Origin of the sequence: Bacillus pumilus, assembly GCF_900186955.1 — a bacterium.
In the GTDB taxonomy this organism is placed as follows: Bacteria; Bacillota; Bacilli; order Bacillales; family Bacillaceae; genus Bacillus; species Bacillus pumilus.
The window spans coordinates 128,684-149,035 of record NZ_LT906438.1; the positions used below are offsets into that span (position 1 = coordinate 128,684).

Below are 20,352 nucleotides of genomic sequence, written 5' to 3' on the forward strand. Positions count from 1 at the left end.
AGTGACTAGGGTATAACCCGAAGATTAAAAGGGAGGTAGGCCCCTTGCTAGATGTGAACAATTTTGAGTATATGAACATCGGTCTCGCATCACCTGATAAAATCCGTTCTTGGTCTTTTGGTGAAGTGAAAAAGCCTGAAACGATTAACTATCGTACACTGAAACCTGAAAAAGATGGTCTCTTTTGTGAACGTATCTTCGGACCACAAAAAGACTGGGAATGTCATTGTGGAAAGTATAAACGCGTTCGTTATAAGGGTGTTGTATGTGACCGTTGTGGTGTAGAAGTAACACGGGCAAAAGTCCGTCGTGAGAGAATGGGGCATATCGAACTGGCTGCCCCAGTTTCCCACATTTGGTATTTCAAAGGTATCCCAAGCCGTATGGGTCTTGTTCTTGATATGTCACCACGTGCGTTAGAAGAAGTGATTTACTTCGCTTCATACGTCGTGACAGATCCTGGCAACACACCGCTTGAGAAAAAACAACTTCTTTCTGAGAAGGAATTCCGTGCTTATTTAGATAAATACGGTAATACATTCCAAGCAGCTATGGGTGCAGAAGCAATCAATAAACTTCTTCAAGATATCGATCTTGTAAAAGAAGTAGATGCACTGAAAGAAGAGCTGAAAACTGCTCAAGGACAGCGTCGTACTCGTGCGATTAAACGCCTTGAAGTGCTAGAAGCCTTCCGTAACTCAGGAAACAAACCATCATGGATGATTCTTGATGTACTTCCGGTTATTCCGCCAGAATTACGTCCAATGGTTCAGCTTGATGGTGGACGTTTTGCTACTTCTGACTTAAACGACCTTTATCGTCGTGTCATCAACCGTAACAATCGTCTGAAACGTTTATTAGATCTTGGCGCGCCAAGCATCATCGTTCAGAACGAGAAGCGTATGCTTCAAGAAGCTGTCGATGCCTTGATTGATAATGGACGTAGAGGCCGACCAGTAACAGGACCAGGAAACAGACCATTGAAATCTCTTTCTCATATGCTGAAAGGGAAACAAGGACGTTTCCGTCAAAACTTGCTTGGTAAACGTGTTGACTATTCTGGACGTTCCGTTATCGTCGTAGGACCACATTTGAAAATGTATCAGTGTGGACTTCCGAAAGAAATGGCTCTTGAATTATTCAAACCATTCGTGATGAAGGAGCTTGTTGAAAAAGGTTTAGCTCACAACATCAAGAGTGCGAAGCGTAAAATTGAGCGCGTGCAGCCGGAAGTATGGGATGTTTTAGAATCAGTGATTCGTGAGCATCCAGTCTTACTAAACCGTGCACCGACTCTTCACAGACTTGGTATTCAAGCGTTTGAACCTACACTTGTGGAAGGACGCGCAATTCGTCTGCATCCACTTGTATGTACAGCCTACAACGCTGACTTTGACGGTGACCAAATGGCGGTTCACGTACCATTATCTGCTGAGGCTCAAGCTGAAGCTCGTATCTTAATGCTTGCTGCTCAAAACATTTTGAACCCGAAAGATGGAAAACCTGTTGTTACGCCATCTCAGGATATGGTGCTTGGTAACTACTACCTTACACTTGAGCGTAAAGGTGCTATCGGAGAAGGTATGATCTTCAAAGATACGAACGAAGCCCTTCTAGCTTATCAAAATGGGTATGTGCATCTTCATACACGTGTAGCTGTTGCAGCTAACTCGTTGAAGAATGTGACATTCACTGATGAACAGCGTTCTAAATTGTTGATTACAACAGTTGGAAAACTAATCTTTAACGAAATCTTACCGGAATCATTCCCTTACATGAATGAGCCGACAAAGAGCAATATTGAAGAAAAAACGCCTGACCGCTTCTTCCTTGAAAAAGGTGAAGATGTCAAAGTTGCGATTGAGAAACAAGAAATCAATGCGCCGTTCAAAAAAGGTATTTTAGGTAAAATCATTGCGGAAATCTTTAAGAGATTCCATATCACTGAGACATCTAAAATGCTTGACCGCATGAAAAATCTTGGTTTCAAATACTCTACTAAAGCGGGTATTACGGTTGGGGTGTCTGATATCGTCGTATTAGATGATAAACAGAAGATCCTCGAAGAAGCGCAAGCAAAAGTAGATAACGTCATGAAGCAATTCAGACGTGGTTTGATTACTGAAGAAGAGCGTTACGAGAGAGTCATTTCGATCTGGAGTTCTTCTAAAGATGTCATCCAAGGTAAACTGATGAAGTCCCTTGATGAAGTCAACCCAATCTACATGATGAGTGACTCTGGGGCGCGTGGTAACGCATCTAACTTCACTCAGCTGGCTGGTATGCGTGGTCTGATGGCCAACCCGGCTGGACGTATCATTGAACTTCCGATCAAATCTAGTTTCCGTGAAGGTTTAACCGTATTGGAATACTTTATTTCCACTCACGGAGCGCGTAAAGGTCTTGCCGATACAGCCCTTAAAACAGCTGACTCAGGTTACCTCACGCGTCGTCTCGTCGACGTTGCACAGGATGTTATCATCCGTGAAACAGATTGCGGTACAGACCGTGGTATCTTGGCAAAGTCCATTAGAGAAGGAAATGAAATTATTGAGAAACTTGAAGAACGTCTAATTGGACGTTTTGCAAGAAAACCAATTGTTCATCCTGAAACGGGCGAAGTCATTGTTGGCGAAAACGAACTAATTGATGAAGATAAAGCACTTGAAGTAGTTGAAGCAGGAATTGAGGAAGTATGGATCCGTTCTGCATTTACATGTAACACGCCTCATGGTGTATGTAAACGATGCTACGGCCGTAACCTTGCAACTGGTACTGACGTTGAAGTCGGTGAAGCAGTTGGAATCATCGCTGCTCAATCAATCGGTGAGCCAGGAACACAGCTTACAATGCGTACGTTCCACACCGGTGGGGTAGCAGGAGACGATATCACACAAGGTTTACCTCGTATCCAAGAGCTATTTGAAGCGCGTAATCCGAAAGGGCAAGCGACGATTTCTGAAATTGATGGTGTCGTTGCTGAAATTAACGATGTTCGTGACAAGCAGCAGGAAATTGTGGTTCAAGGCGACGTTGAAACTCGCTCTTACACAGCTCCTTACAATGCACGTCTGAAAGTTGTTGAAGGTGACAAAGTTACTCGTGGTCAAGTACTGACAGAAGGTTCGATCGATCCGAAAGAACTTCTTAAAGTGACTGACATGACAGCTGTTCAAGAATATCTGCTTCATGAAGTACAAAAAGTATACCGTATGCAAGGGGTAGAAATCGGAGATAAGCACGTTGAGGTAATGGTTCGCCAAATGCTTCGTAAAGTGCGTGTCGCTGATGCAGGGGATACAGATGTATTACCAGGCACACTTCTTGATGTACATCAATTCACTGAAGCGAACAAAAAAGTACTATTCGAAGGCAAGCGCCCTGCAACAGGCCGCCCAGTTCTTCTTGGTATTACAAAAGCATCGCTTGAAACAGACTCATTCTTGTCTGCAGCATCCTTCCAAGAAACGACTCGTGTCCTAACAGATGCGGCGATCAAAGGAAAACGTGATGAACTGCTTGGCTTGAAAGAGAATGTTATCATCGGTAAACTTGTTCCAGCTGGAACAGGAATGCCAAACTACCGTAAAGTTAAGCCGGTTTCACAAGTGCAACCGTCTGACGATATGGTGCCTGTAGAGTAATCTTTCTCGTGAGATTCCTATAAAATCATCAAAAAATGGTGAAGGATGTCAAGATAATCTGTCATATGATATTGACATCCTTCTGCCATGATGATAATATAACCAAGGTGCTCAAAATAAAACCTGTTACTTTGGAGGATATTCGATGTCTTATGATAAAGTATCACAGGCTCAATCCATTATTATTGGTACGAAGCAAACAGTAAAAGCTCTGAAACGAGATTCAGTAAAGGAAATCGTCGTAGCGAAAGATGCTGATCCTGCTTTAACAGCTAGTGTAACAAAACTAGCGCAAGAGAAGGGTGTAGACATTTTAGTGGTAGATTCCATGAAAAAGCTCGGCAAAGCCTGCGGAATTGAAGTTGGGGCAGCAGCTGTTGCCATTATGTTATAGCGTACTTGTTTTGTTTTTGCATGTGTAAATGCAAAAGCATTGTTTTTTGCCTTTTAATGAACCACCTGGGTATGTGGGTTATAAAAAAAGCAACGAAGGGAGGAATAACAACATGCCTACAATTAATCAGCTAATACGCAAAGGACGCGTGAGTAAAGTTGAAAACTCAAAGTCTCCTGCACTTAACAAAGGATACAACAGTTTCAAAAAAGAGCACACTAACGTAACATCTCCACAGAAGCGCGGGGTTTGTACTCGTGTCGGCACAATGACACCGAAAAAACCAAACTCAGCACTACGTAAATATGCTCGTGTACGTTTGTCTAACCTGATTGAGGTAACAGCTTACATTCCTGGTATCGGACATAATCTACAAGAGCACAGTGTAGTACTTATCCGTGGCGGACGTGTAAAAGACTTACCGGGTGTACGTTACCACATCGTTCGTGGTGCGCTTGATACTGCCGGAGTTGACGGTCGTATGCAAGGACGTTCTAAATACGGAACAAAACGCCCTAAACAAAGTAAATAATACAAACAAACATAAGGGTTTTTAGAAGTTGATATCAGATCAGTGGAGTCAGGCAACTGACAATGATATTGAGATGAGAGACAGATAGAAATCCTTTTAAATGAGAAGGGAGGCTATCAGATGCCACGTAAAGGTCCTGTAGCAAAAAGAGACGTATTGCCAGATCCAATTTACAATTCTAAACTTGTATCTCGTTTGATCAACAAAATGATGATCGACGGTAAAAGAGGAAAGTCACAAACAATTCTCTACAAGTCATTTGATATCATCAAAGAACGTACTGGTAATGAAGCGATGGAGGTTTTCGAACAAGCCTTGAAAAACATCATGCCAGTTCTTGAAGTTAAAGCACGTCGTGTAGGTGGAGCTAACTACCAAGTTCCTGTAGAAGTTCGCCCAGACCGTCGTACTACTTTAGGTCTTCGCTGGTTAGTAAACTACGCTCGTCTTCGTGGAGAAAAAACGATGGAAGAGCGTCTTGCTAACGAAATCCTTGATGCAGCTAACAACACTGGTGCTGCTGTTAAGAAACGTGAAGATACACACAAAATGGCAGAAGCGAACAAAGCATTCGCTCACTACCGCTGGTAGGATTTATACCAAACTAAAAAAACTATTCCCTAATAAGGAAGGAGAAATTACCCAATGGCAAGAGAGTTCTCCTTAGACAAAACTCGTAATATTGGTATCATGGCTCACATCGATGCTGGTAAAACGACAACGACTGAGCGTATCTTATACTACACTGGTCGTATCCATAAAATTGGTGAAACTCACGAAGGAGCTTCCCAAATGGACTGGATGGAGCAGGAGCAAGAACGTGGTATTACAATCACTTCTGCTGCTACTACAGCACAATGGAAAGGTTACCGTGTAAACATCATCGATACACCAGGACACGTAGACTTCACTGTTGAAGTTGAACGTTCTTTACGTGTACTTGATGGTGCGGTAGCAGTTCTTGATGCACAATCAGGTGTAGAGCCACAAACTGAAACAGTTTGGCGCCAAGCAACAACTTACGGAGTACCTCGTATCGTATTCGTTAACAAAATGGATAAAACCGGTGCGGACTTCCTTTACTCTGTAGGCACATTAAGAGATCGTCTTCAAGCGAACGCTCATGCAATTCAATTGCCGATCGGCGCTGAAGATCAATTCGAAGGAATCATCGACCTTGTAGATAACGTAGCATACTTCTACGAAGATGACCTTGGAACTCGCTCTGATGCACAAGAAATCCCTGCTGAGTATAAAGACAAAGCTGAAGAGCTTCGCAACAGCCTTATTGAAGCTGTCGCTGAGCTTGATGAAGAGCTTATGGAAAAATACCTTGAGGGTGAAGAAATTACAATTCCTGAATTGAAAGCTGCAATCCGTAAAGGAACGTTGAATGTTGAATTCTACCCAGTTCTTGTTGGATCTGCTTTCAAAAACAAAGGTGTTCAGCTTGTACTTGATGCTGTGCTTGATTACCTTCCTGCACCAACTGATGTTGCTGCAATCAAAGGTATCCTGCCAGATTCAAATGAAGAGGTTGTTCGTGAGTCTACTGATGATGCACCATTCGCAGCTCTTGCATTTAAAGTTATGACTGACCCTTATGTTGGGAAACTAACTTTCTTCCGCGTATACTCTGGAACACTTGCTTCAGGTTCATACGTGAAGAACTCTTCTAAGAACAAGCGTGAGCGTGTTGGACGTATCCTTCAAATGCACGCAAACAGCCGTGAAGAAATCTCTACTGTATATGCAGGAGATATCGCAGCAGCTGTTGGTCTTAAAGATACATCTACTGGTGACACTCTTTGTGACGAGAAAGATACTGTTATCCTTGAGTCTATGGAATTCCCAGAGCCAGTTATCGATGTAGCAATCGAGCCTAAATCAAAAGCTGATCAAGATAAAATGGGTATCGCTTTAGCTAAACTAGCTGAAGAGGATCCAACATTCCGTACACAAACAAACCCTGAAACTGGTCAAACGATCATCTCTGGTATGGGTGAGCTTCACCTTGATATCATTGTTGACCGTATGAAGCGTGAGTTCAAGGTTGAAGCTAACGTAGGTGCTCCTCAAGTTGCGTACCGTGAAACATTCCGTTCTGGTGCAAAAGTTGAAGGTAAATTCGTACGTCAGTCTGGTGGACGTGGTCAGTTCGGACACGTTTGGATCGAATTCGAACCAAACGAAGAAGGCGCAGGCTTCGAATTCCAAAATGCAATCGTCGGTGGGGTTGTTCCTCGTGAATACATTCCAGCTATTCAAGCAGGTCTTGAAGATTCACTTGAAAATGGTGTATTAGCTGGATTCCCATTAATCGACATCAAAGCTAAATTATTTGATGGATCATACCACGATGTTGACTCTAACGAAATGGCGTTTAAAATTGCTGCATCTATGGCGTTGAAAAATGCTGTCAGCAAATGTAACCCAGTTCTACTTGAGCCAATGATGAAAGTAGAAGTCGTTATCCCTGAAGAATACATGGGAGACATCATGGGTGATATCACATCTCGTCGTGGACGTGTAGAAGGTATGGAAGCTCGCGGTAACGCTCAAGTTGTTCGCGCAATGGTTCCACTTTCTGAAATGTTCGGATATGCAACTTCACTCCGTTCTAACACACAAGGACGCGGTACTTTCACTATGCACATGGATCACTACGAAGAAGTGCCTAAGAGCATTAGTGAAGAAATCATCAAAAAAAATAAAGGTGAATAATTGATTTTGCCTTTAAACTAAAGTATAACTACTATTGAAGATCAGAAAGTGAGAGGTAACTCTTCACTTTCTATCACTCTATACCAAATACAATGAACCTTTAAGGAGGATTTTTAGAATGGCTAAAGAAAAATTCGACCGTTCCAAATCGCATGCTAACATTGGTACAATTGGACACGTTGACCATGGTAAAACAACTCTAACTGCTGCTATCTCAACAGTTCTTCATAAGAAGTCTGGTAAAGGATCAGCTATGGGATATGACCAAATCGATGGTGCTCCAGAAGAGCGCGAGCGTGGAATCACAATCTCAACTTCACACGTCGAGTATGAAACAGACACTCGTCACTATGCACACGTAGACTGCCCAGGACACGCTGACTACGTTAAAAACATGATCACTGGTGCTGCTCAAATGGACGGCGCGATCTTAGTAGTATCTGCTGCTGATGGTCCAATGCCACAAACACGTGAGCACATCCTACTTTCTCGTAACGTAGGTGTACCATACATCGTAGTATTCCTTAACAAATGTGACATGGTTGACGATGAAGAGTTACTTGAACTTGTTGAAATGGAAGTTCGTGACCTTCTTTCTGACTATGACTTCCCTGGTGATGATGTTCCAGTTATCAAAGGTTCTGCTCTTAAAGCTCTTGAAGGAGATGCTGATTACGAAGCAAAAATCTTTGAACTTATGGATGCGGTTGATGAGTACATCCCAACTCCAGAACGTGACATTGAGAAGCCATTCATGATGCCAGTTGAGGATGTATTCTCAATCACTGGTCGTGGAACTGTTGCTACTGGTCGTGTTGAGCGTGGACAAGTTAAAGTCGGTGACGAAGTTGAAATCATCGGTCTTCAAGAAGACAATGGTAAAACAACTGTTACAGGTGTTGAAATGTTCCGTAAACTTCTTGACTATGCTGAAGCTGGTGACAACATCGGTGCACTACTTCGTGGTGTATCTCGTGAAGATATCCAACGTGGTCAAGTACTTGCTAAACCAGGTACAATCACTCCACATAGCCGTTTCAAAGCTGAAGTTTATGTACTTTCTAAAGAAGAGGGTGGACGTCATACTCCATTCTTCGCTAACTACCGTCCGCAGTTCTACTTCCGTACAACTGACGTAACTGGTATCGTACATCTTCCAGAAGGTACTGAAATGGTTATGCCTGGCGATAACACTGAGATGGAAGTTGAACTTATCTCTACTATCGCTATCGAAGAAGGAACTCGTTTCTCTATCCGTGAGGGTGGACGTACTGTAGGTTCTGGCGTCGTTTCAAATATCATTAAGTAATAAACATATAAAAGAGACTCCTTGCAAAAGGGTCTCTTTTTTTGCTTTTCCAGATCAGAACGGCTACTATAAGCTATAGAATCTAAATGGAACCGAGAGGATCACTGGAATGGCGAAGACATATTTGAAGAAATGGTTAATCGGCGGGGTTGACCAATGGATTATGATCAAAGAAGATCACGCAAGTGAAGCGAAGCCTGTTCTTTTATTTTTACACGGTGGGCCCGGCTCCGCTCAAATCAGTTATATCGATTCGTTTCATGAGGAACTTAATCAAGATTTTACAGTTGTTCATTGGGATCAGCGAGGTGCGGGACTTTCCTATCAAAAGAACCTCCCCAATACTTCTATGACCATTCAGCAATTTATTGAAGATACGATTGAACTGACAGAGAAAGTCCTTTCATATCTAGGTCAATCAAAATTGTACATCGCCGGATATTCATGGGGGTCATTAATCGCCATACAAGCAGTACATAAGCGCCCAGATCTATATCACGCTTATTATGGAATTAGTCAGGTAGTAGATGTAATAAAAGAAGATATTGTGTCATACAAGCTTCTTTTAGAGAAATGCGAACGAAATCGGTTGTTTACTTGTTGCCTGCGATTACTGACGCCTCCTCCGTGGAAACGAATATCAGCTCATGCTCTGTTCTCTCTATATAAAGAGCTCGGAAGCGTAGGTCTCACACATAGGTGGAAGCCGCTGATTCAAATGCTACGCGGATTTCTTTTTAGTAAGGAATATCAGCTCAAAGATAAGTGGAATTTCCTTAAAGGACAGAAGCTTAGTCAGGACATGCTATGGAATGAATTGATGAATGAGAGCATTGAATACCGAGTTTCTACTATATTAATACCTTGTTACTTTATCATTGGTGAATATGACATGATTACACCAGTTGCTGTATCAAAACCTTATGTTGAGCAATTAACAGCACCAGTCAAAGAATGGTTCACCTTTAAAGAATCTGCACATTCCCCGCATCTAGAAGAACCAGAAGAATTTATTCGTACCATAAAAAAGACGGCTGTACATCATCTTCAGGGAAAGCTTGATTTATAGGCTCAACCCCTGTATAATATGAAAAGTGTGCAAATCATAAATTTATCCGATTTATTATTGCAACACGCAGGCCAATTTGGTACAATAGTGCATGTTGGTCTTTGACTGCGATGAAGTGAGAGGTTGCTGACACACCCGGCCGCTTTGCCATGGCAAGGTGATCAGGTTTTTCTCACGGAGAACTGTCTAACGTAAGTAGGCGAAAAGGAGGGAAAATAATGGCAAAACAAAAAATTCGTATTCGTTTAAAAGCATATGATCATAGAATTCTTGATCAATCTGCTGAGAAGATTGTTGAAACGGCTAAGCGTTCTGGTGCTAGTGTATCTGGTCCAATCCCGCTTCCAACTGAAAAATCAGTTTACACAATCCTTCGTGCGGTGCATAAGTACAAAGATTCTCGTGAGCAATTTGAGATGCGTACTCACAAACGTCTAATCGACATCGTGAATCCAACTCCACAAACAGTTGATGCACTTATGCGTTTAGATTTACCATCTGGTGTAGATATCGAAATCAAACTTTAATTCAAATAGAAAACACATATTATAGGAGGTGTGACTAATGACCAAAGGAATCTTAGGTAGAAAAATTGGTATGACGCAAGTATTCGCAGAAAACGGTGATCTTATCCCTGTAACTGTTGTTGAGGCTGCTGCTAACGTTGTTCTTCAAAAGAAGACTGCTGACACGGATGGCTATGAAGCAATCCAAATCGGTTTTGACGACAAACGTGAAAAGCTTTCTAACAAACCAGAGAAGGGCCACGTTGCTAAAGCGGAAACTGCTCCTAAGCGCTTCGTAAAAGAATTACGCGGTGCGGAGTTAGATGCGTATGAAGTTGGTCAGGAAGTCAAAGTTGATATTTTCGCAAATGGAGATATCGTAGATGTAACAGGAACATCAAAAGGTAAAGGATTCCAAGGGGCTATCAAGCGCCACGGACAATCACGCGGACCAATGACTCACGGTTCACGTTACCACCGTCGTCCTGGTTCAATGGGACCTGTTGATCCAAACCGAGTATTCAAAGGTAAACTTCTTCCAGGTCGTATGGGCGGAGAGCAAATCACTGTCCAAAACCTTGAGATCGTTAAAGTTGATGCAGAACGTAATCTTCTATTGATCAAAGGAAATGTACCAGGAGCTAAAAAATCTCTAGTAACTGTAAAGAGTGCAGTTAAATCTAAATAACTCTCTTAGGAAAGGAGGAAACAAGTCATGCCAAAAGTAGCATTATTTAACCAAAACGGTTCTACTAACGGTGAAATCGAATTAAACGCTTCTGTGTTTGGAATCGAGCCAAACGAAAGCGTAGTATTCGATGCTATTCTTATGCAAAGAGCTTCCTTACGTCAAGGAACTCACAAAGTAAAAACTCGTTCTGAAGTACGTGGCGGAGGTCGTAAGCCTTGGAGACAGAAGGGTACTGGTCGTGCTCGTCAAGGTTCTATCCGTTCACCACAATGGCGCGGAGGCGGTATCGTATTCGGTCCAACACCACGCAGCTATTCTTATAAATTACCTAAAAAAGTTCGCCGCTTGGCTATCAAGTCAGTATTGTCTTCTAAAGTAATCGACAACAACATCATCGTTCTTGAAGATCTGACTCTTGATGCAGTGAAAACGAAAGAATTCGCAGGCATCCTTAAAGGATTATCTGTCGAGAAGAAAGCGTTGATCGTCACTGCGGATGCAAACGAAACAGTTGCTTTATCTGCTCGTAACATCCCTGGAGTAACAGTTGTTGAAGCTAACGGTATCAACGTTCTTGACGTTGTCAACCACGAGAAACTTCTGATCACTAAAGCAGCGGTTGAAAAAGTAGAGGAGGGACTTGCATAATGAAAGATCCTCGTGATGTTCTAAAGCGCCCTATCATTACTGAACGTTCTGCTGATCTAATGACAGAGAAGAAGTACACGTTCGAAGTTGATGTCAGAGCTAACAAAACAGAAGTGAAAGACGCTGTTGAAGAAATCTTTGGAGTGAAAGTTGAGAAAGTCAACGTTCAAAATTACAAAGGGAAATCTAAACGCGTTGGACGCTACACTGGTATGACTAGCCGTCGCAGAAAAGCGATCGTGAAATTAACAGCTGACAGCAAAGAAATCGAAATTTTTGAAGCGTAAATCTTAAAAAGAAGGAGGGAAATTCAAAATGGCGATTAAAAAGTATAAACCAACCAGTAATGGTCGTCGTGGCATGACTACTTCAGATTTTGCTGAAATCACGACTGACAAACCAGAAAAATCGTTGCTTGCGCCGCTTCACAGAAAAGGCGGACGTAACAACCAAGGTAGAATGACTGTTCGTCATCAAGGTGGCGGTCATAAACGTCAATACCGTATCATCGACTTTAAACGTGATAAAGACGGTATACCTGGACGCGTTGCTACAATCGAGTATGATCCAAACCGTTCAGCGAACATCGCTCTTGTAAACTATGCAGATGGTGAGAAACGTTACATTCTTGCTCCGAAAGGAATCCAAGTTGGTACTGAAGTTACTTCTGGACCAGAATCTGACATCAAACCAGGTAATGCTCTTCCACTTATCAACATCCCAGTTGGTACAGTTGTGCATAACATTGAATTAAAACCAGGTAAAGGTGGACAATTAGTTCGTTCTGCTGGTACTTCTGCTCAAGTTCTTGGTAAAGAAGGTAAATACGTTCTTGTACGTTTGAACTCAGGAGAAGTTCGTATGATTCTTTCTGCTTGCCGTGCGACTATCGGTCAAGTTGGAAACGAGCAACACGAATTAATTAACATCGGTAAAGCTGGACGTTCACGCTGGAAAGGCGTACGCCCAACAGTTCGTGGTTCTGTAATGAACCCTAACGATCACCCACACGGTGGTGGTGAAGGACGTGCTCCAATCGGACGTAAATCACCAATGTCTCCTTGGGGCAAACCGACTCTTGGATTCAAGACTCGTAAGAAAACCAACAAGTCTGATAAATTCATTGTACGTCGTCGTAAAAACAAGTAACGGGGTTGTCTACGGTTCATTTAGGACCGTAGTTCAATCACGAAGGGAGGTTCCACAATGGCTCGCAGCTTAAAAAAAGGACCATTTGTTGATGATCATTTGATGGCTAAAGTCGAGAAATTGAATGAAACTGACAAAAAGCAAGTCGTAAAAACTTGGTCTCGTCGTTCTACAATTTTCCCACAATTCATCGGTCACACAATCGCTGTCTATGACGGACGCAAACATGTACCTGTTTTCATTTCTGAAGATATGGTAGGTCACAAATTGGGCGAATTCGCACCAAGCCGTACTTACAAAGGTCATGCTAGTGACGATAAAAAAACAAGACGCTAATGAGAGGAGGCTTTTAAATGCAAGCTAAAGCTGTCGCAAGAACAGTCCGTATTGCTCCTCGTAAAGCACGTCTAGTAATGGACCTGATCCGAGGTAAGCAAGTAGGAGAAGCAGTTTCTATCTTAAACCTTACACCTAAGGCTGCTTCACCAATTATTGAAAAAGTATTAAAATCTGCTATCGCAAACGCTGAGCACAACTACGAGTTGGACGCTAACAGCCTAGTGATTACTCAAGCATTCGTTGACGAAGGTCCAACACTTAAGAGATTCCGTCCACGTGCTATGGGTCGTGCGAGCGCAATTAACAAACGTACTAGCCACATTACAATCGTTGTATCAGAAAAGAAGGAGGGATAATCCGTGGGTCAAAAGGTAAATCCAGTAGGTCTTCGTATTGGCGTCATTCGTGATTGGGAATCTAAATGGTTCGCAGGAAAAGATTACGCTGACTTCTTACATGAAGACTTGAAAATCCGTGAATTCATCAGCAAGCGTTTGTCTGACGCGTCTGTTTCTAAAGTAGAAATCGAACGTGCTGCAAACCGCGTAAATATCACAATCCACACGGCTAAACCAGGTATGGTAATTGGTAAAGGCGGATCTGAAGTTGAAGCACTTCGTAAAGCTCTTAACAGCCTAACTGGCAAACGTGTACACATCAACATCCTTGAAATCAAAAGAGCAGATCTTGATGCTCAGCTAGTTGCTGAAAACATTGCTCGTCAACTTGAAAATCGTATTTCATTCCGTCGTGCACAAAAACAAACAATCCAACGCACAATGCGTGCTGGAGCACAAGGAATCAAAACAATGGTTTCTGGTCGTCTTGGCGGTGCAGATATTGCTCGTTCTGAATATTACAGTGAAGGTACTGTTCCGTTGCACACACTTCGTGCTGACATCGACTATGCTACTGCTGAAGCTGACACTACTTATGGTAAGCTTGGCGTAAAAGTATGGATCTATCGTGGAGAAGTCCTTCCAACTAAGAAGAATACTGCGGAAGGAGGAAAATAATATGTTATTGCCAAAACGCGTGAAGTATCGCAGAGAACATCGTGGAAAAATGCGTGGACGTGCAAAAGGTGGTACTGAAGTACATTTCGGTGAGTACGGTATCCAAGCTCAAGAAGCTTCTTGGATCACGAACCGTCAAATCGAAGCTGCTCGTATTGCTATGACTCGTTACATGAAACGTGGCGGTAAAGTTTGGATTAAAATTTTCCCTTCTAAGCCATACACAGCTAAACCTCTAGAGGTCCGCATGGGTTCCGGTAAAGGTGCTCCAGAAGGATGGGTGGCTGTAGTAAAACCAGGCAAAGTTTTATTTGAAATTTCTGGTGTGTCTGAAGAAGTTGCTCGTGAAGCTCTTCGTCTTGCATCTCACAAATTGCCAATTAAAACGAAGTTCGTAAAACGTGAAGAAATTGGTGGTGAATCAAATGAAAGCTAATGAAATTCGTGACCTTACCACTGCTGAAATTGAACAAAAAGTAAAGTCTCTTAAAGAAGAACTTTTCAATCTTCGTTTCCAATTAGCGACTGGGCAGCTTGAAAACACTGCTCGCATTCGTGAAGTGCGTAAATCAATCGCACGCATGAAAACTGTGATTCGTCAAAGAGAAATCGCTGCTAATAAATAATAATTAGAGGGGAGGCCCCGCAAACATGAGCGAACGTAACCAACGTAAAGTGTATCAAGGTCGTGTTGTTTCTGACAAAATGGATAAAACCATCACTGTTGTAGTTGAAACATACAAAAAGCATTCACTTTATGGCAAACGTGTAAGATACTCTAAAAAGTTCAAAGCACATGATGAAAACAACCAAGCAAAAATCGGAGACATCGTAAAGGTCATGGAAACTCGTCCTTTATCTGCGACTAAACGCTTTCGTCTAGTTGAAGTTGTCGAAGAAGCCGTTATTATCTAATAAAGTTCGGATTTCTTTTTCCGAAAGGAGGTAACATTAATGATTCAACAGGAGACTCGTTTAAAAGTAGCTGACAACTCTGGCGCACGCGAAGTACTAACGATTAAAGTTCTTGGTGGCTCTGGACGTAAGACGGCTAACATCGGTGATGTCATTGTTTGTACGGTTAAACAAGCAACACCAGGAGGCGTTGTCAAAAAAGGTGAAGTTGTGAAAGCAGTTATCGTTCGTACAAAGAGCGGAGCTCGCAGAAACGATGGATCTTACATCAGCTTCGATGAAAATGCATGTGTCATTATCCGTGACGACAAGAGCCCACGTGGAACTCGTATCTTCGGACCAGTAGCACGTGAACTTCGTGAAAACAACTATATGAAAATTGTTTCTCTAGCACCAGAAGTACTTTAATGAATACAATCCGCGACTCAAGGAGGTGCGATTAAATGCATGTTAAAAAGGGCGATAAAGTAGTGGTTATCTCTGGTAAAGATAAAGGTAAACAAGGAGTCATCCTTGCTGCTTTCCCTAAGAATGACCGTGTTTTAGTAGAAGGTATTAACCTTGTGAAAAAACACTCTAAACCAACCCAAGCTAACCCTCAGGGCGGAATTTCTGAACAAGAAGCGCCGATCCACGTATCAAACGTAATGCCGCTTGATCCTAAAACGGGTGAAGTGACACGTGTTGGGTATAAAGTTGAGGACGGAAAGAAAGTCCGTGTAGCGAAAAAATCTGGGCAAGTTCTAGATAAATAGTAAATAAGGAAGGGAGGTCTTTCTCATGAACCGCCTTAAAGAAAAGTATGTAAAAGAAATTACACCTGCATTAGTTTCTAAGTTTGAATACAAATCAGTAATGCAAGTGCCAAAAATCGAAAAAATCGTGATCAACATGGGTGTTGGTGACGCCGTTCAAAACGCTAAAGCAATCGATACTGCTGTTGAAGAATTAACGTTTATCGCTGGTCAAAAACCTGTCGTTACTCGTGCGAAGAAGTCTATTGCTGGATTCCGTCTACGTGAAGGAATGCCAATCGGTGCGAAAGTAACACTTCGCGGAGAGCGCATGTACGATTTCCTTGATAAACTTATTTCTGTATCTTTACCACGTGTACGTGACTTCCGCGGGATTTCTAAGAAATCTTTCGACGGTCGTGGAAACTACACGCTTGGTATTAAAGAACAGTTAATCTTCCCAGAAATTGATTACGATAAAGTAACAAAAGTCCGCGGTATGGATATCGTTATCGTTACGACTGCCAATACGGACGAAGAAGCACGTGAGTTATTAACTCAAGTAGGTATGCCGTTCCAGAAATAATCAATGAAAGGGAGGCGAAATCGTGGCTAAAAAGTCTATGATTGCGAAACAACAACGCAAACAAAAGTTTAAAGTTCAAGAGTATACGCGCTGCGAACGTTGTGGACGTCCACATTCAGTAATTCGCAAGTTTAAACTTTGCCGTATTTGTTTCCGCGAACTTGCATATAAAGGACAAATTCCTGGCGTTAAAAAAGCCAGCTGGTAATCCCCATAAATGGGAAGGAGGTTATTAAATAATGGTTATGACAGATCCGATTGCAGATTTGCTGACTCGTATTCGCAATGCGAACATGGTACGTCATGAGAAGCTAGAAGTACCGGCTTCAAAAATCAAAAGAGAAATTGCTGAAATCTTAAAGCGTGAAGGTTTTATCCGTGACGTTGAATATGTAGAAGACAGCAAACAAGGAATTATCCGTATGTTCCTTAAATATGGCCAAAACAACGAACGTGTTATCACTGGTCTAAAAAGAATCAGTAAACCTGGTTTACGTGTATATGCGAAATCAAATGAAGTACCACGTGTACTTAACGGACTTGGAATCGCAATTATTTCTACATCACAAGGTGTTTTATCGGACAAAGAAGCCCGTGCTAAACAAGCTGGTGGAGAAGTACTTGCTTACGTATGGTAAAAAAAGTTTAAGATGAATGGAGGTGCTTGGTATGTCTCGTATAGGTAAAAAACTAATCGAGATCCCTTCAGGAGTTACTGTGACAAACAACGATAACACAGTGACAGTAAAGGGACCAAAAGGTGAACTAACTCGTACATTTCACCCTGATATGGAAATTAAAATTGAGGACAGCGTCTTAACTGTAAGCCGTCCGTCTGATCATAAAGAACACCGTGCATTACATGGTACAACACGTAGCTTAATTGCAAACATGGTTGAAGGTGTATCTAAAGGTTTCGAAAGAGGTTTAGAACTTATCGGTGTCGGTTACCGTGCAGCTAAATCTGGAAACAAACTTGTTCTTAACGTTGGATACTCTCATCCAGTTGAAATCGTTCCTGAGGCTGGAGTTGAAGTCGAAGTTCCATCTCAAACGAAAGTAGTCATTAAAGGTATCGATAAAGAGCGTGTGGGAGCTCTAGCTTCTAACATCCGCGCTGTCCGTTCTCCAGAGCCTTACAAAGGTAAAGGAATTCGTTACGAAGGTGAATTCGTTCGCCGTAAAGAAGGAAAAACTGGTAAGTAAGATCGCTTAATGTGAAGAAAGGAGTGACTCGGATGATTACGAAAACTAGCAAAAACGCTACTCGTCTTAAAAGACACGCTCGTGTTCGTGCGAAACTTTCAGGTACTGCTGAAAGACCTCGCCTTAACGTTTTCCGTTCTAACAAGAACATCTACGCTCAAGTAATTGATGATGTTAACGGTGTAACACTTGTAAGTGCTTCTACTCTTGATAAAGAGTTAAAGATCGAGAATAGTTCTGACGCTGCAGCTGCTACTAAAGTTGGCGAACTTGTTGCAAAACGTGCTGTTGAAAAAGGAATCTCTAACGTGGTATTTGACCGCGGAGGATACTTATATCATGGACGTGTAAAAGCTCTAGCTGAAGCTGCTCGTGAGGCTGGACTTAAATTTTAATAAAAGAAGGAGGGACACATCCGAATGAGTCGTATTGACCAAAGCAAATTAGAGTTAGAAGAACGCTTAGTTACGGTTAACCGCGTAGCGAAAGTTGTTAAAGGTGGACGTCGTTTCCGTTTTGCAGCTTTAGTTGTTGTCGGTGACAAAAACGGTCATGTAGGTTTCGGTACTGGTAAAGCACAAGAAGTACCAGAAGCGATCCGCAAAGCTGTTGAAGATGCGAAAAAGAATTTAATTGAAGTACCAATGGTTGGAACTACAATTCCACATGAAATCATCGGTCGATTCGGTGCAGGAAACGTTCTATTGAAGCCTGCTTCAGAAGGTACAGGAGTTATCGCTGGAGGCCCAGTGCGTGCGGTTCTTGAGCTTGCTGGTCTAGCTGATATCCTTTCTAAATCTCTAGGTTCTAATACACCGATCAACATGATCCGCGCAACACTTCAGGGTTTAAGTGAACTTAAACGTGCTGAAGACGTTGCGAAGCTTCGTGGAAAATCTGTAGAAGACCTGTTAGGATAAGGAGGGAACATTAATGGCAAATAAATTAGAAATTACCCTCAAACGCAGTGTAATCGGTCGCCCAGAAGATCAGCGTGTCACTGTTCGTACTCTTGGTCTTAAGAAAACAAACCAAACAGTCGTACATGAAGACAATGCAGCGATCCGCGGCATGATTAACAAGGTGTCTCATTTAGTTTCTGTTAAAGAACAATAAAACATTTTTAATCGATAAGGAGGTGCCCAAATGAAACTTCATGAATTGAAGCCTTCAGAAGGTTCACGTAAAGTACGCAACCGTGTTGGTCGTGGTATTGGATCAGGTAACGGTAAAACTTCTGGTAAAGGTCATAAAGGTCAAAACGCTCGTTCTGGCGGCGGTGTACGCCCTGGTTTCGAAGGTGGTCAGATGCCTTTATTCCAACGTCTTCCAAAACGTGGTTTTACAAACATCAACCGTAAAGATTACGCGGTAATCAACTTAGACAGATTAAACAGTTTTGACGAAGGAACGGAAGTAACTCCTGAACTTCTTCTAGAGACTGGTGCAATAAGCAAGTTAAAAGCAGGAGTAAAAATTCTTGGCAACGGTAAATTAGAAAAAAAATTAACTGTAAAAGCCAATAAATTCTCTGCTTCTGCGAAAGAAGCTATTGAAGCTGCTGGCGGTACAGCCGAGGTGATCTAACTTGTTTAAGACAATCTCCAATTTTATGCGCGTGAAAGATATACGGAATAAGATTATATTCACTCTTTTAATGTTAATCGTCTTTCGTATAGGTGCTTTCATCCCTGTGCCTAATGTGAACGCCGAAGTTCTCCAGGCACAGGATCAAATGAGTGTTTTCGGGATCCTCAACACGTTTGGGGGCGGGGCACTTTTCCAATTCTCCATTCTTGCAATGGGGATTATGCCGTATATCACCGCTTCGATCATCATTCAGCTCTTGCAGATGGATGTTGTTCCGAAGTTCACTGAGTGGTCAAAGCAAGGAGAGGTTGGCCGCCGAAAATTAGCACAATTCACAAGGTATTTTACAATTGTTCTAGGTTTTATCCAGGCGTTAGGAATGTCATATGGATTCAACAATATGGCAGGAGGCATGCTGATTGAAAACCCAGGTGTTTCAACGTACCTCTTAATTGCGGTCGTACTCACTGCGGGAACAGCATTTTTAATGTGGCTGGGAGAGCAGATTACTGCTCACGGTGTTGGTAACGGTATTTCGATTATTATCTTTGCCGGGATCATCGCAGGTATCCCTCAAACATTAAAACAAGTGTACGCTCAGCAGTTTGTAGGTGGAGATGGACAGTTGTTCATGCAAATCCTGAAAATTGCCCTTATTGTCATTGCTATTCTTGTCATTGTTATTGGTGTTATTTACATTCAAATGGCAGTGAGAAAGATTGCGATTCAATATTCAAAAGGAACTGGCCGTGCACAAATGTCTGCTAGTCAAGCAACGCACCTTCCATTGAAAGTGAATCCAGCAGGGGTGATTCCAGTCATCTTTGCCGTTTCTTTCATTATTACTCCGCAGACGGTCGCATCGTTCTTCGGAACCAATAATGTGACAACTTGGATAACCAACAACTTTGACTATACTAAGCCAATCGGTATGACGATTTATGTAGCACTGATTGTTGCTTTCACATATTTTTATGCCTTTGTCCAAGTGAATCCTGAACAAATGGCTGAAAATCTGCAAAAGCAGGGTGGCTATATCCCGGGAGTTCGTCCAGGGAAAATGACTCAAGATAGAATTACGAGCATTTTGTACCGACTCACGTTTGTGGGCGCCATTTTCTTAGCCGTGATTTCAATACTTCCTATCTTTTTCATTCAATTCGCTGGATTACCTTCCGCTGCACAAATTGGCGGCACAAGTCTTCTCATTGTTGTAGGTGTTGCACTTGAAACAATGAAACAGCTTGAAAGCCAATTAGTGAAACGAAACTACCGTGGATTTATGAAATAAAACAGAGGG

29 protein-coding genes are annotated in these 20,352 nt (G+C 42.2%); all 29 read left to right on the top strand.

The window, feature by feature from the left end:
* Positions 1 to 44: 44 nt before the first annotated feature.
* The 29 genes from rpoC to secY all read left to right on the top strand — a co-directional run bounded on the left by rpoC (position 45) and on the right by secY (position 20,343).
* On the top strand, positions 45 to 3,644 hold the full coding sequence (rpoC, locus tag CKW02_RS00695) for a DNA-directed RNA polymerase subunit beta' (protein WP_003217032.1): 3,600 nt from the start codon (positions 45 to 47) through the stop codon (positions 3,642 to 3,644).
* A gap of 145 nt (positions 3,645 to 3,789) precedes the next feature.
* Entirely contained in the window at positions 3,790 to 4,038 is a 249-nt protein-coding gene (locus CKW02_RS00700; protein ID WP_003216985.1) for a 50S ribosomal protein L7ae-like protein, read from the top strand.
* Between the two features lie 112 nt (positions 4,039 to 4,150).
* Positions 4,151 to 4,570, top strand: coding sequence for a 30S ribosomal protein S12 (gene rpsL, locus CKW02_RS00705; RefSeq protein ID WP_003216962.1), 420 nt, complete (start codon positions 4,151 to 4,153; stop codon positions 4,568 to 4,570).
* Positions 4,571 to 4,690: 120 nt separating this feature from the next.
* Complete coding sequence (gene rpsG, locus CKW02_RS00710; protein WP_003216884.1) at positions 4,691 to 5,161, top strand: 30S ribosomal protein S7; 471 nt, start codon at positions 4,691 to 4,693, stop codon at positions 5,159 to 5,161.
* 54 nt (positions 5,162 to 5,215) lie between these two features.
* Complete coding sequence (gene fusA / locus CKW02_RS00715; RefSeq protein ID WP_050945820.1) at positions 5,216 to 7,294, top strand: elongation factor G; 2,079 nt, start codon at positions 5,216 to 5,218, stop codon at positions 7,292 to 7,294.
* 118 nt (positions 7,295 to 7,412) lie between these two features.
* Positions 7,413 to 8,603: an elongation factor Tu gene (gene tuf / locus CKW02_RS00720; protein ID WP_003217109.1), complete on the top strand. Its 1,191-nt coding sequence runs from the start codon at positions 7,413 to 7,415 to the stop codon at positions 8,601 to 8,603.
* A 109-nt stretch (positions 8,604 to 8,712) separates the two neighbouring features.
* Positions 8,713 to 9,672, top strand: a complete 960-nt coding sequence (locus CKW02_RS00725) for an alpha/beta fold hydrolase (protein WP_003217236.1) — start codon at positions 8,713 to 8,715, stop codon at positions 9,670 to 9,672.
* A 218-nt stretch (positions 9,673 to 9,890) separates the two neighbouring features.
* Positions 9,891 to 10,199 (top strand): 30S ribosomal protein S10, encoded by a 309-nt coding sequence (gene rpsJ / locus CKW02_RS00730; RefSeq protein WP_003156464.1) that lies wholly within the window; start codon positions 9,891 to 9,893, stop codon positions 10,197 to 10,199.
* Positions 10,200 to 10,236: 37 nt separating this feature from the next.
* The gene (rplC, locus tag CKW02_RS00735) at positions 10,237 to 10,866 is read left to right on the top strand and encodes a 50S ribosomal protein L3 (RefSeq protein ID WP_003217069.1); all 630 of its coding nucleotides are present in this window, start codon (positions 10,237 to 10,239) and stop codon (positions 10,864 to 10,866) included.
* Between the two features lie 27 nt (positions 10,867 to 10,893).
* Positions 10,894 to 11,517 carry a 50S ribosomal protein L4 gene (gene rplD, locus CKW02_RS00740; protein ID WP_003217216.1) on the top strand — a complete coding sequence of 208 codons (624 nt, stop codon included), beginning with the start codon at positions 10,894 to 10,896 and terminating at the stop codon, positions 11,515 to 11,517.
* Positions 11,517 to 11,804 (top strand): 50S ribosomal protein L23, encoded by a 288-nt coding sequence (gene rplW / locus CKW02_RS00745; protein ID WP_003217016.1) that lies wholly within the window; start codon positions 11,517 to 11,519, stop codon positions 11,802 to 11,804. The genes rplD and rplW overlap by 1 nt, the downstream gene beginning before the upstream one ends.
* 28 nt (positions 11,805 to 11,832) lie before the next feature.
* Positions 11,833 to 12,666 (top strand): 50S ribosomal protein L2, encoded by an 834-nt coding sequence (gene rplB / locus CKW02_RS00750; RefSeq protein WP_003217065.1) that lies wholly within the window; start codon positions 11,833 to 11,835, stop codon positions 12,664 to 12,666.
* Between the two features lie 57 nt (positions 12,667 to 12,723).
* Positions 12,724 to 13,002: a 30S ribosomal protein S19 gene (gene rpsS / locus CKW02_RS00755; protein ID WP_003216920.1), complete on the top strand. Its 279-nt coding sequence runs from the start codon at positions 12,724 to 12,726 to the stop codon at positions 13,000 to 13,002.
* A gap of 17 nt (positions 13,003 to 13,019) precedes the next feature.
* Positions 13,020 to 13,361: a 50S ribosomal protein L22 gene (rplV, locus tag CKW02_RS00760; protein WP_007496316.1), complete on the top strand. Its 342-nt coding sequence runs from the start codon at positions 13,020 to 13,022 to the stop codon at positions 13,359 to 13,361.
* 3 nt (positions 13,362 to 13,364) lie between these two features.
* The gene (rpsC, locus tag CKW02_RS00765) at positions 13,365 to 14,021 is read left to right on the top strand and encodes a 30S ribosomal protein S3 (protein ID WP_003217241.1); all 657 of its coding nucleotides are present in this window, start codon (positions 13,365 to 13,367) and stop codon (positions 14,019 to 14,021) included.
* 1 nt (position 14,022) lies between these two features.
* The gene (rplP, locus tag CKW02_RS00770; RefSeq protein WP_003217039.1) at positions 14,023 to 14,457 is read left to right on the top strand and encodes a 50S ribosomal protein L16; all 435 of its coding nucleotides are present in this window, start codon (positions 14,023 to 14,025) and stop codon (positions 14,455 to 14,457) included.
* Positions 14,447 to 14,647 carry a 50S ribosomal protein L29 gene (gene rpmC / locus CKW02_RS00775; RefSeq protein ID WP_003217155.1) on the top strand — a complete coding sequence of 67 codons (201 nt, stop codon included), beginning with the start codon at positions 14,447 to 14,449 and terminating at the stop codon, positions 14,645 to 14,647. The genes rplP and rpmC overlap by 11 nt, the downstream gene beginning before the upstream one ends.
* A gap of 25 nt (positions 14,648 to 14,672) precedes the next feature.
* Positions 14,673 to 14,936, top strand: a complete 264-nt coding sequence (rpsQ, locus tag CKW02_RS00780; protein WP_003216906.1) for a 30S ribosomal protein S17 — start codon at positions 14,673 to 14,675, stop codon at positions 14,934 to 14,936.
* 39 nt (positions 14,937 to 14,975) lie between these two features.
* Entirely contained in the window at positions 14,976 to 15,344 is a 369-nt protein-coding gene (gene rplN / locus CKW02_RS00785; protein WP_003216882.1) for a 50S ribosomal protein L14, read from the top strand.
* Positions 15,345 to 15,379: 35 nt separating this feature from the next.
* Positions 15,380 to 15,691 carry a 50S ribosomal protein L24 gene (rplX, locus tag CKW02_RS00790; RefSeq protein ID WP_003217151.1) on the top strand — a complete coding sequence of 104 codons (312 nt, stop codon included), beginning with the start codon at positions 15,380 to 15,382 and terminating at the stop codon, positions 15,689 to 15,691.
* 25 nt (positions 15,692 to 15,716) lie between these two features.
* Positions 15,717 to 16,256: a 50S ribosomal protein L5 gene (rplE, locus tag CKW02_RS00795; RefSeq protein ID WP_003217159.1), complete on the top strand. Its 540-nt coding sequence runs from the start codon at positions 15,717 to 15,719 to the stop codon at positions 16,254 to 16,256.
* Between the two features lie 22 nt (positions 16,257 to 16,278).
* A complete protein-coding gene (rpsN, locus tag CKW02_RS00800) occupies positions 16,279 to 16,464 on the top strand; it encodes a 30S ribosomal protein S14 (protein WP_008356542.1) in 186 nt (61 codons plus the stop codon).
* A gap of 31 nt (positions 16,465 to 16,495) precedes the next feature.
* Positions 16,496 to 16,894 (top strand): 30S ribosomal protein S8, encoded by a 399-nt coding sequence (gene rpsH, locus CKW02_RS00805; RefSeq protein ID WP_003217040.1) that lies wholly within the window; start codon positions 16,496 to 16,498, stop codon positions 16,892 to 16,894.
* A gap of 31 nt (positions 16,895 to 16,925) precedes the next feature.
* Positions 16,926 to 17,462 (top strand): 50S ribosomal protein L6, encoded by a 537-nt coding sequence (gene rplF, locus CKW02_RS00810; protein WP_003217186.1) that lies wholly within the window; start codon positions 16,926 to 16,928, stop codon positions 17,460 to 17,462.
* Between the two features lie 32 nt (positions 17,463 to 17,494).
* On the top strand, positions 17,495 to 17,857 hold the full coding sequence (gene rplR, locus CKW02_RS00815; protein WP_003216951.1) for a 50S ribosomal protein L18: 363 nt from the start codon (positions 17,495 to 17,497) through the stop codon (positions 17,855 to 17,857).
* A gap of 24 nt (positions 17,858 to 17,881) precedes the next feature.
* On the top strand, positions 17,882 to 18,382 hold the full coding sequence (gene rpsE, locus CKW02_RS00820) for a 30S ribosomal protein S5 (protein WP_003217179.1): 501 nt from the start codon (positions 17,882 to 17,884) through the stop codon (positions 18,380 to 18,382).
* Between the two features lie 13 nt (positions 18,383 to 18,395).
* Positions 18,396 to 18,578 carry a 50S ribosomal protein L30 gene (gene rpmD, locus CKW02_RS00825; protein WP_003217067.1) on the top strand — a complete coding sequence of 61 codons (183 nt, stop codon included), beginning with the start codon at positions 18,396 to 18,398 and terminating at the stop codon, positions 18,576 to 18,578.
* Between the two features lie 30 nt (positions 18,579 to 18,608).
* Positions 18,609 to 19,049 (top strand): 50S ribosomal protein L15, encoded by a 441-nt coding sequence (gene rplO / locus CKW02_RS00830; RefSeq protein WP_003216888.1) that lies wholly within the window; start codon positions 18,609 to 18,611, stop codon positions 19,047 to 19,049.
* A 1-nt stretch (position 19,050) separates the two neighbouring features.
* Positions 19,051 to 20,343 carry a preprotein translocase subunit SecY gene (gene secY / locus CKW02_RS00835; protein WP_012008710.1) on the top strand — a complete coding sequence of 431 codons (1,293 nt, stop codon included), beginning with the start codon at positions 19,051 to 19,053 and terminating at the stop codon, positions 20,341 to 20,343.
* Positions 20,344 to 20,352: the final 9 nt, after the last annotated feature.

Bases quoted from the DNA above. Each gene is read 5' to 3' on its own strand.
- rplX (WP_003217151.1), top strand. From the start codon at position 15,380: ATGCATGTTAAAAAGGGCGATAAAGTAGTGGTTATCTCTGGTAAAGAT.
- rplR (WP_003216951.1), top strand. From the start codon at position 17,495: ATGATTACGAAAACTAGCAAAAACGCTACTCGTCTTAAAAGACACGCT.
- rplC (WP_003217069.1), top strand. From the start codon at position 10,237: ATGACCAAAGGAATCTTAGGTAGAAAAATTGGTATGACGCAAGTATTC.
- rpsL (WP_003216962.1), top strand. From the start codon at position 4,151: ATGCCTACAATTAATCAGCTAATACGCAAAGGACGCGTGAGTAAAGTT.
- rplP (WP_003217039.1), top strand. From the start codon at position 14,023: ATGTTATTGCCAAAACGCGTGAAGTATCGCAGAGAACATCGTGGAAAA.
- rplF (WP_003217186.1), top strand. From the start codon at position 16,926: ATGTCTCGTATAGGTAAAAAACTAATCGAGATCCCTTCAGGAGTTACT.
- rpmD (WP_003217067.1), top strand. From the start codon at position 18,396: ATGGCAAATAAATTAGAAATTACCCTCAAACGCAGTGTAATCGGTCGC.
- rplN (WP_003216882.1), top strand. From the start codon at position 14,976: ATGATTCAACAGGAGACTCGTTTAAAAGTAGCTGACAACTCTGGCGCA.
- rplV (WP_007496316.1), top strand. From the start codon at position 13,020: ATGCAAGCTAAAGCTGTCGCAAGAACAGTCCGTATTGCTCCTCGTAAA.
- rpmC (WP_003217155.1), top strand. From the start codon at position 14,447: ATGAAAGCTAATGAAATTCGTGACCTTACCACTGCTGAAATTGAACAA.
- rplD (WP_003217216.1), top strand. From the start codon at position 10,894: ATGCCAAAAGTAGCATTATTTAACCAAAACGGTTCTACTAACGGTGAA.
- rpsJ (WP_003156464.1), top strand. From the start codon at position 9,891: ATGGCAAAACAAAAAATTCGTATTCGTTTAAAAGCATATGATCATAGA.
- rpsG (WP_003216884.1), top strand. From the start codon at position 4,691: ATGCCACGTAAAGGTCCTGTAGCAAAAAGAGACGTATTGCCAGATCCA.
- rplW (WP_003217016.1), top strand. From the start codon at position 11,517: ATGAAAGATCCTCGTGATGTTCTAAAGCGCCCTATCATTACTGAACGT.
- rpsE (WP_003217179.1), top strand. From the start codon at position 17,882: ATGAGTCGTATTGACCAAAGCAAATTAGAGTTAGAAGAACGCTTAGTT.
- CKW02_RS00700 (WP_003216985.1), top strand. From the start codon at position 3,790: ATGTCTTATGATAAAGTATCACAGGCTCAATCCATTATTATTGGTACG.
- rplE (WP_003217159.1), top strand. From the start codon at position 15,717: ATGAACCGCCTTAAAGAAAAGTATGTAAAAGAAATTACACCTGCATTA.
- rpsS (WP_003216920.1), top strand. From the start codon at position 12,724: ATGGCTCGCAGCTTAAAAAAAGGACCATTTGTTGATGATCATTTGATG.
- rpsH (WP_003217040.1), top strand. From the start codon at position 16,496: ATGGTTATGACAGATCCGATTGCAGATTTGCTGACTCGTATTCGCAAT.
- CKW02_RS00725 (WP_003217236.1), top strand. From the start codon at position 8,713: ATGGCGAAGACATATTTGAAGAAATGGTTAATCGGCGGGGTTGACCAA.
- fusA (WP_050945820.1), top strand. From the start codon at position 5,216: ATGGCAAGAGAGTTCTCCTTAGACAAAACTCGTAATATTGGTATCATG.
- rpsQ (WP_003216906.1), top strand. From the start codon at position 14,673: ATGAGCGAACGTAACCAACGTAAAGTGTATCAAGGTCGTGTTGTTTCT.
- rplO (WP_003216888.1), top strand. From the start codon at position 18,609: ATGAAACTTCATGAATTGAAGCCTTCAGAAGGTTCACGTAAAGTACGC.
- rplB (WP_003217065.1), top strand. From the start codon at position 11,833: ATGGCGATTAAAAAGTATAAACCAACCAGTAATGGTCGTCGTGGCATG.
- tuf (WP_003217109.1), top strand. From the start codon at position 7,413: ATGGCTAAAGAAAAATTCGACCGTTCCAAATCGCATGCTAACATTGGT.